The 6,000-nt window shown below is 68.7% G+C and carries 4 protein-coding genes; 2 read left to right on the forward strand and 2 right to left on the reverse strand.

Annotated elements, in window-relative coordinates:
• Positions 1-20: 20 nt before the first annotated feature.
• The gene (locus ACFPP6_RS33165; RefSeq protein WP_382050195.1) at positions 21-467 is read left to right on the forward strand and encodes a spore-associated protein A; all 447 of its coding nucleotides are present in this window, start codon (positions 21-23) and stop codon (positions 465-467) included.
• Positions 468-1,264: 797 nt separating this feature from the next.
• Here ACFPP6_RS33165 and ACFPP6_RS33170 read toward each other — a convergent pair.
• On the reverse strand, positions 1,265-1,747 hold the full coding sequence (locus ACFPP6_RS33170; RefSeq protein WP_382050197.1) for a MarR family winged helix-turn-helix transcriptional regulator: 483 nt from the start codon (positions 1,745-1,747) through the stop codon (positions 1,265-1,267).
• Between the two features lie 108 nt (positions 1,748-1,855).
• On the opposite strand from ACFPP6_RS33170, the gene ACFPP6_RS33175 reads away from it, so the two are divergent.
• A complete protein-coding gene (locus ACFPP6_RS33175) occupies positions 1,856-2,596 on the forward strand; it encodes a dienelactone hydrolase family protein (RefSeq protein ID WP_382050199.1) in 741 nt (246 codons plus the stop codon).
• Between the two features lie 729 nt (positions 2,597-3,325).
• On the opposite strand, the gene ACFPP6_RS33180 is transcribed toward ACFPP6_RS33175, so the two are convergent.
• Entirely contained in the window at positions 3,326-4,282 is a 957-nt protein-coding gene (locus tag ACFPP6_RS33180) for a RimK family alpha-L-glutamate ligase (protein ID WP_382050201.1), read from the reverse strand.
• Between the last annotated feature and the right edge of the window lie 1,718 nt (positions 4,283-6,000).

Genomic DNA, 6,000 nt, shown 5'->3' on the forward strand with positions numbered 1-6,000 from the left:
CGACTTCTACGGAGGGCACAGTGAAGAGTGCTGTACGTACCCGCGCTGCAGGAGCTGCGCTGCTCGTCGCCACCACGGCCGTCACCGCGCTGGTGGGGGGCACCGGGACATCCGTCGCGGCTCCGGCCCGCGCCGCCGCGTACAACCGGGAGTGTGGTGCCGGTTACGCGCAGGTCAACCAGCTCCCGGTCCCTGGCCGCGGGACGGTTTTCCTGGCCTACAACAAGGCCACCGGAAAGAACTGCGTGGTGACCAAGCGGAACAGCTCGGCCGGCTCGCGGGTGTGGGTGGGTTCCTGGATCCAGCGCAACCAGGAGCTGAAGTCGAAGCAGGAGCAGTACGGCTTCTTCACCTCGTACTCGGGACCGGTCTTCCTGGACGCCAAGGGCAAGTGCGTTGACTGGGGCGGCGAGATCGACGGTTACGTCGTGGCCCGCTACAAGACAAACTGCGGCAGCCTGGCCTAGGCCGGGCAGCAGGCCCGCTGACTCGTGGGCCTGGAGGGTGAGCGGAGCGGTGGGCGGCGGGACGTACAGCCCTGCCCGTCGCTCAGCTCACCGCCGCCTCCGGCTGTGACGTTTCCGGGCCCGCCGCCGCTCGGCGTTCAGGCCGCCCCCTTTTCTTTCGCATACGCATGTCCGCGGGATACCGCAGGGAACACCAACCGCCACGGACGACGTCACGCTGAGGAACGTCCTTATGTTGTTGGTGGGAGGATTCCGGTCACTCGTAGGGTCGGGGGCGCCCCAGGGCCGGGTGTGGCTGAAGAGGTCATGCGTTGGAGTGGCTTCTGCACTGTGGGGTGATGGGTGCCTGCGGCGAATGGGAGCTGTCGCGGCGGGTTGCCGGCGAGGAGACCGCACTGCTGGGATTGATCGCCGGTGTCCTCGCGTTGAGCGGGAGCGAGGCAGTGACCTGGGCGGCGGTCGGCCTCATGCCGGTGGGGCTGCCTGATGGTTGCTCTGCTGACCTGCAACGGACGCCGGCCCGCGCTGGTCGAAGCTCGTCGTCTGTCCCTGTCCCTGTCCCTGTCCCTGTCCCTGCCCCTGCCCCTGGGCCTGTGCCAGCACCGGCGGGGCCGCCCGCACCGTCCCCGCGCCTGCCTCCTGCGCCAGGGGCATGTGTCCGTGCGCGCCGCGGGCCGAAGGCCGTGGTGCCGGGGGTGGTTGCCCGGCTGGGCACGGGGGTCGCGCTGTTTCATGGGCGAGCGTCTGCGGAGCAGCGTCCCGTGGCGGCGTTGGTGCCCCTTGCTGCTGCGCTGGGGTCAGGGGGTCCGGGTGTGGTGGTCCAGCAAGCGGGTGAGCAGTTGCACGAACTGGTCGCGTTCGGCAGGGTCCAGCGGCGCGAGTAGCTCGTCGTGGAGGTCGTCCAGGACCTGGTCGAGGCGGTGTAGGTGGCGGCGGCCTCGGGTGGAGATCGTGATGATGTTACGGCGCCGGTCGTCGGGGTCCGGTGCCCGTGCGACGAGGTCACGCTCGGTCAGTTCGTTGAGGACGCCGACCATGTCGCTGCGGTAGATGCCGGTGCGCTCGCTCAGCGTGGCTTGGCTGCCCGGCCCGTAGTCCTGCAGTGAGGCGAGTACGGCGTAGTGCCACTTGCGGGCGTCGGCCCGGGCCAGTCCCTCGGTGATCAGTTTGTCCGAGCGCGTGGACAGCTGCGACAGCAGCCGGCTCGCTCGTCGGCGCAGCCTGTCGGGCGTCTTGAGCGCACCGTCGTCGGGCGTGTCCGCGGCTTGGGCTCTGGTCATGGCGTCCATCCTACCCATTGCGTTAGTCCAACTAACGGTGTACGTTCACTCGCGCCAACAACGTTAGTGTGACTAACGCTAGCGAGTGAACTCCAAGGAAGGAAGCACTTGCCCACCAAGGCACTGCAGATTCCCACCCCAGACGGCCAGGCCGACGCCTTCGCCGCCTTCCCCGACCACGGCGAGCAGCACCCGGGAGTGCTGCTGTACCCGGATGCCTTCGGCGTGCGGCCCGTGCTGGAGGAGATGGCCCGGGAACTGGCCGGGCACGGGTACTACGTGCTCGTCCCCAACTTCTTCTACCGGCACGGCCCGGCACCGGTTACCGAACTCCCCGGGTACATCGGAGAAGAGGTCCGGCCCGCGGTCGTCGCCCGGCTGATGCCCTTGATCGAGGCGCACACCGACGAACGTATCCTGCGCGACGCCGACGCCTACCTCCGCTTCCTCACCGCTCAGCCCGAGGTCGGCGCCGGACCGGTCGCGGTGACCGGCTACTGCATAGGCGGCCTCCTGGCGATGCGCACCGCCGCGGCCCATCCCGGCCAGGTGGCGGCCGTCGCCGGGTTCCACGGCCCGGTGGGCGCCGGCGGGCCCGATGGCCTGCACCGCCTTCTCTCTGCGATCACCGCCCAGGTCCACCTCGGCCACGCCGAGGGCGATATGACGCCCGAGGCTCTCGGCGAGCTCAACCAGGCCCTGGACGCCGCGGGTGTCACCTACACCTCCGAGATCTACCCCGGCACCGTTCACGGCTTCACGATGTCCGACACCGGCGCCTTCAACCCCGCCGCACTGCAGCTCCACTGGGACCGCCTGCTCACCCTCCTCGACCGTACCCTTGGCTGACGGCCGGGGCTCCGGCCCGGAAACCGCACCTGAGCCACACGGCACCGGAGTCCCGTCCTGCGCGCCGGCCCGCTAGGGTGCGGCGGCCGGCACCTGGTGATCGCGGTCATGCGCCGCCATCGCGCGCAGGCGGCGCGAGCCAGGTGCAGGTAAGGCGTGCACCGTGGTCTTGGCGGATACGGCCGTCGTCGGCGTCGTGGACCTGATGCAGCCGATGCCGTGTGCAGGCACGAGCTGTACGACACCTCGCCAGCCCGACAGGCGGGGGAGAGGGGCGGGGTTGCGCTGGTGGGTGGAGATGTAGATGTCGCAGCGGCGATCTGGATGAGGGCTCCGAATCGATGAACCGGCCATCATTGATGAAGCGGTCATCACGTGGGTGGGAGGCGGCCGGGTCTGTACGTTTCTCGCCGGGCTGCATCTTTGGAGCATGCAAGGACCAGCTCCCGAGGCAAGGGACCCGCCCCTTCCGAAGGCCGGAGCCGGTCAGCAGGTGAACGCGGCAGGGGATCGTCCTGGGCCCATCTGCCGTGTTCAACCCGGTGCTGAGCTGGCTTCAGCCGGCTTCGGATGGCAGGTGGCTCACGTGGTCCTGTGGTCGGTGCTGCCTTGAACGCCCTGCCACTTCGGTCACTGATCAGCAAAGAGACAGTGCCCGGCACGAGATGGCCCATGCCATGTCTTCCACCGCCGGCGCCGGGGCACCGGCCAGTTCCGTTTCCGCCGGAGTCATGTCGGGGGTGTCTGGTGGTGGCGGGCCGTGAGGGTGTGGGCGATGTGGGCTGTGATGGCGGGGGTGATGGCGGTCATTTCCGGGCGCCAGCCCGGGACGGCGTTCACTTCGCAGATGGTGAAGGTCTCTTCGGAGGTGAAGAGGAGGTCTACTCCGGCGATGTCCAGGCCCAGGGCGTGTGCTGCGCGGACAGCCAGTTCTTCTGCCTGGGGGTAGCGGCCCGCGCAGAGTGCGGCGGAGCCGCCTTTGGCGATGTTGGCGGTGAGGGTGCCGTTGTGGGAGGTGTGGAGTACGGCTTCTACCGGCTTGCTGCCGACCACGATCACGCGCAGGGTACGGCCGTGGGAGTGGGCGATGTGTTCCTGGAAGAGGAACGGTGTTTCCTGTGTGAGGCTGCCGGCGACCTCGGTGAGCAGGTGCGGGTCGGGGGCCAGGAAGACCTGCCCGCCCTTGGCGCCGCTGACGGATTTCACTACGCACGGCGTGTCCAGGCGGGGGTTGCGCACGACGCCTTCGAGGGGGGCGGTGGCGTAGGAGAGGGTGTCGGGTACCGGTAGCCCGGCCAGGGCGAGTTCTTGCAGCTGCCAGACCTTGTTACGGGACTTGAGCTGGGCTTCGACGGTGTTGATGAGGGTGCTGCCCATGCGCTCGAGGTGACGTAACAAGGTCACCTCGCGGTCGTTGTGCATGGGGCCGGCCAGCTGGCGAACGCACACCACCTGGGGAGCGGGCAGGTCTGCGCCGCCCAGGGTGCGCAACACCAGCCGGCCGCCTTGGACACCGAAGAGGAGCTCGTCGGTGTGCCAGACGGCGAAGCGGGGCCCGTACGTTTCGGCAAGGGCTGCTGCCAGTTCGCGAGTGGACCGGCGCAGTACGGCCGGATGCTGCCGCACCAGCATCCATACGTCGGCGGGTGCCGGGGTTGCCGGCAGGGCACGGGGCGATGTGACCACTGTGGCTCCTCACCTCTGTGCCGCCTGCTGTCTGCGGGCTGTTGAGGGGGCAGTCTTTCATTTCGTGATCGCGGTGTCACGGCGGGTGGGACATGGTGCCTTCCTGCTGGGCAGGATGGTACCGAGCGCCAACGCAATCCGGCGGCACGGCTGGCCGTTTCGGCATGAGGCAGCGGCTTGGCCACGGGCGGCAGCAGGCGCTGGAAGCGCTGCGATCTCCACTCAGAGCAGGGGGGGCGCCGCCGACAGGCTACAGACGGCTGGCTTCCGTTCTCGCGGGCATTACGTGTTCGAGCGAGTACGTGACCTTCAGGCCCGCATCGGCGTGACACTGCAACGGGCATACGCAGCCAGTTGCTGCGCGGCCTCGATCCCGGGTTCCGGAAGGGATGCGGACCGCGGGGAGGGCTGACGTGTGGCGTGGTGTGTCCATCGCGCTGTGACGGCTCACTGTCTGTAAGAGAGTCGCCCTTGTCGCGCTCCCGGGTTGCCTGCCCGGCGGGTGGCGTGCACGAGGCGGCCGGATACCACTTCGTCATTCTGCGCGGGTAGCGATTCAGAACCAGTTGGTCGGGGATCGTCCGTGGAGGAGGTGTCGCAGCGCTGCCCAGCCCTGCGGTTTGCCGGCGCGTGGCCGGGGACGCGGGCCGCCTGAGCAGCGTTTGGAGCATTCGAGGAGTCGACTGGCCGCGGCATGAGGGAGCTTGTGCCACGGGGCGGTGTTATCTGCATGTTGTTCGGTCTCGTGGACTTGGTGCCAGGGTCCGTCCGGCTGGGCTGGCGGTCGGACCGTGGACGGGGCCGTCAAGAACTGCCTTGCCGTCTTGTCGGTTGCTGTGGAAGTGGTTGGTGGTCAGTTCTCGCGGCGTCGTCAGGTCGGCGTTGGCGGCTGGTCGGCCGTCGCGTCGGTTCGATGCTCGGGATGCACTCGGCCGGATCCGTGGGATCGGCAGCAGCTGGTGGTCTTGCCCCGGGTGAGAGTGAAGTGACCCCAGGACGCGTAGGCGAAGGCTCCGCAGAGGCCGAAGGCGGGGACGAGGCAGAGAGTGGTGATCCTGACGGGGGCTGTCGTTGCACCGTTGAGCAGAGCCGGTAGCCCGAGCGCCAGCGCGAGCCCGTTTCCGAATCCCAACTCACCGGTCAGCCGCCGGAAGACCCGCCGGTCCCAGCGAAGCAGCGTTGCAGGGCCGACAGCGAGTGCGAGATCGGGTGACCGGGTTTCCTGGCTGGCCAGCGCTGCTACCCCGCGCCTGAGCAGAGCCCTTGTTACAAGCTCAAGGATGAGGCCGCCCAGCACCCCCGAACACTGGGGTGACGCGGTCCGCCAGAACGAGGATGATGCCGAAGCCGAACGCCCGCAGCGCCCCGAGAACGCACCGTCCCCCAGACCATCGGCAAGCGATTGCTGGGAGCCTCCTTGGCGTACCGCCACCGGTGCGCCAGCCGAGGTAGCTGGTGAGCGCGTCGGCGTACCCCTTCGTGCAGCTGCCACCAGGCCAGGTCAGGGGTGCCGTTGAGGGAGTGCTGGAGGTGCTGGGCCAGGTGGGGGAACGTGTGTTCGGCTGCTGTGAGCTCCAGCGGCAGGCCGTCCCCGTCCGCTCCCTTCGAACCGTTCCCGCGGAAGGTCGAGCCTCCTGCTCCGCCTCGACCCGCTGAGCCACCCTGGCCGCCTTTGCCTCCATGACCCACGTCGATTTTGACATGGCGGACATTTCCGA

The sequence above is a fragment of the Streptomyces aureoversilis genome (assembly GCF_042657885.1).
Classification (GTDB): Bacteria; Actinomycetota; Actinomycetes; order Streptomycetales; family Streptomycetaceae; genus Streptomyces; species Streptomyces aureoversilis.